Annotated in this window: 2 protein-coding genes; one reads left to right on the top strand and one right to left on the bottom strand. The window is 42.3% G+C overall.

What is annotated here, in order from left to right:
• Positions 1 to 240 precede the first annotated feature (240 nt).
• Entirely contained in the window at positions 241 to 576 is a 336-nt protein-coding gene (locus PX636_RS21580) for an excalibur calcium-binding domain-containing protein (RefSeq protein WP_002798855.1), read from the top strand.
• 51 nt (positions 577 to 627) lie between these two features.
• On the opposite strand, the gene PX636_RS21585 is transcribed toward PX636_RS21580, so the two are convergent.
• Positions 628 to 1,701: a Gfo/Idh/MocA family protein gene (locus PX636_RS21585; RefSeq protein WP_002781699.1), complete on the bottom strand. Its 1,074-nt coding sequence runs from the start codon at positions 1,699 to 1,701 to the stop codon at positions 628 to 630.
• Between the last annotated feature and the right edge of the window lie 478 nt (positions 1,702 to 2,179).

Below are 2,179 nucleotides of genomic sequence, written 5' to 3' on the forward strand. Positions count from 1 at the left end.
AACAAAACCCCCTACTATCTGTTGTCAAGGTTCAGTTTTTAGCTTGGTTATCGCTTTTTCCATTGTAGCTTAAAGCCGTCCTTTTAGGACGGGGTTTTAACCCAAATTTTCGATAATCGGAAGAGTCAGTGCCACTGGCTGCTTGACCCCCCCCAAACGTTTACCTGGGAATAACTCTGATTTATTATCCTGTATCCTATTTGGTACTATGATAAGAGCAGAGAATCAGGCAAGCATTTTATGAAAAAAGTAATTGTTATTTTAATTCTGGGTTTTCTGAGCGAACAAATATCAATAAAATCACCAATTTCTGGCAATCAAACCCTCAATAATTTAGCCGTAGCTAACAACAATAATCGTCCCACTCCCCAGAAAAAACCTAGTCCTTCTCCACAGTTTCGGTGCGATGGTAGAACTCACTGTTCCCAGATGAGATCCTGTGCAGAAGCGACTTTTTTCTTGAGAAATTGCCCCAATGTCAAAATGGATGGAGACGGTGATGGAGTTCCCTGTGAAAGTCAATGGTGTGGAAAAAAATCCTCAGAAAAATGTTGGGAAAGTTTTCCAGATAACTAATTTTGTTTCCTCACCCCAATTCTCTCACTTAAAGAATCGGGGTAAAAACAATCAAGAAGCAGTAATCACGGGAGAATTAAGATATTGATAATTCCAGTCCGATTGTTGCCAAACGCGACCATCAAGGGCAATTTGTTCGATTAAACTAGCTAATCGTAAAGCTTTTAAAGCTTGTTCCCCACCGACAGAAGGTTGGTCCCCACCGCGCACACAATGAACAAAATGTTCTAATTCCGCGTGTAGAGGTTCAATATTGCTGGTATAAACTTTTTCAATTAAACCATCTTGACGGTAGAGAACTTGACCGTAATCGGTGCTATAGTTAGCGGTGGTTTGCCGGTGAATGAGGATTTCATTATTGAGAAAATCCGCTTCCGTGAGAGAATTTTTACAGTGGGCTGCTAAACGGCGAATCTTGCGATGAGTCACCTTACTAGCGGTTAAATTAGCCACTACTCCATTACTAAAACCAAGGGTTGCAGTGACATAATCGAGATAACCGGAATCAGTGGCAGCGCGACTACCACTAGCGGTTAATTTCACCACGGGAGCCGAGACTAATTCTAAAATTAAATCTATATCGTGGATCATTAAATCTAACACCACCGACACATCATTAGCGCGTTGGGAATAGGGACTCATGCGATGGGATTCAATCGCTAAAATCTCCTCGGTTTTCAAGACCTTCGATAACTCTTGGAAAGCGGGATTAAAACGCTCGATATGACCCACTTGCAGAATACAATCGTGATCGGCTGCCGCATTGACTAAAGATTCCGCTTCACTAATACTAGCGGCGATCGGTTTCTCGATCAAGGTATGTACTCCCGCTTGCAGACAGTCCATCCCGACTCGGTGGTGTAACCGCGTGGGGACAGCGAGACAAACCGCATCTACCCTGGGTAAGAGGTCTAAATAATTTTCAAAAAAACGGACTCGGTATTTACTGGCAGTTTCCAGTCCCTTTTCGACGTTGACATCGGCCACCCCGACGAATTCCACGTCTTTTAATAAACTCAGGATGCGACTATGGTGTTGTCCCATGTTACCGACCCCGATAACCCCGACTTTAATCGGTTTGAGTTGATTTCTGTTACCCGGAAAGTTTGCTGGTTGATTGGACATGAATTTTAGACTCCTGTGTTCACACTCCTCACACCACTTGATTAAATTAATCAAGCTGATTTTGTCGATTAATTACCAAGATGGTATCATGGTTATCCAGATTCTGACACGATGTCGGTGTCAATGGGGGTTCTGAGAAGATTTTCTGATTCCATCTGCGGGTTTTTACCTATAATGTCGGCTTGAAGGAACCCTCGGTTTCACCTCGGAGATGAAAGGTTCCGCCAGCATAGAACAGCGAAGCACGACAGTTGCCAATTTAATTTTAGTATGCTAGAGTAATTTGCGTGGTAGGTCGATAACGCAAAATGTTTGTTTTAGAGTACAAGCTTAGAGGAAAACCATCTCAATATCAAGCCATTGATGAGGCTATTCGGACAGTACAGTTTGTTCGGAATAAATGTCTTAGATATTGGGAAGACAATAAAGATGTAGGACAAAAAGATATTTATCGATACACAACTCAATTAAGAGATGA

This window comes from Microcystis sp. M53598_WE2, from assembly GCF_030067735.1.
In the GTDB taxonomy this organism is placed as follows: Bacteria; Cyanobacteriota; Cyanobacteriia; order Cyanobacteriales; family Microcystaceae; genus Microcystis; species Microcystis aeruginosa.

Bases quoted from the DNA above. Each gene is read 5' to 3' on its own strand.
- PX636_RS21580 (WP_002798855.1), top strand. From the start codon at position 241: ATGAAAAAAGTAATTGTTATTTTAATTCTGGGTTTTCTGAGCGAACAA.
- PX636_RS21585 (WP_002781699.1), bottom strand. From the start codon at position 1,701: ATGTCCAATCAACCAGCAAACTTTCCGGGTAACAGAAATCAACTCAAA.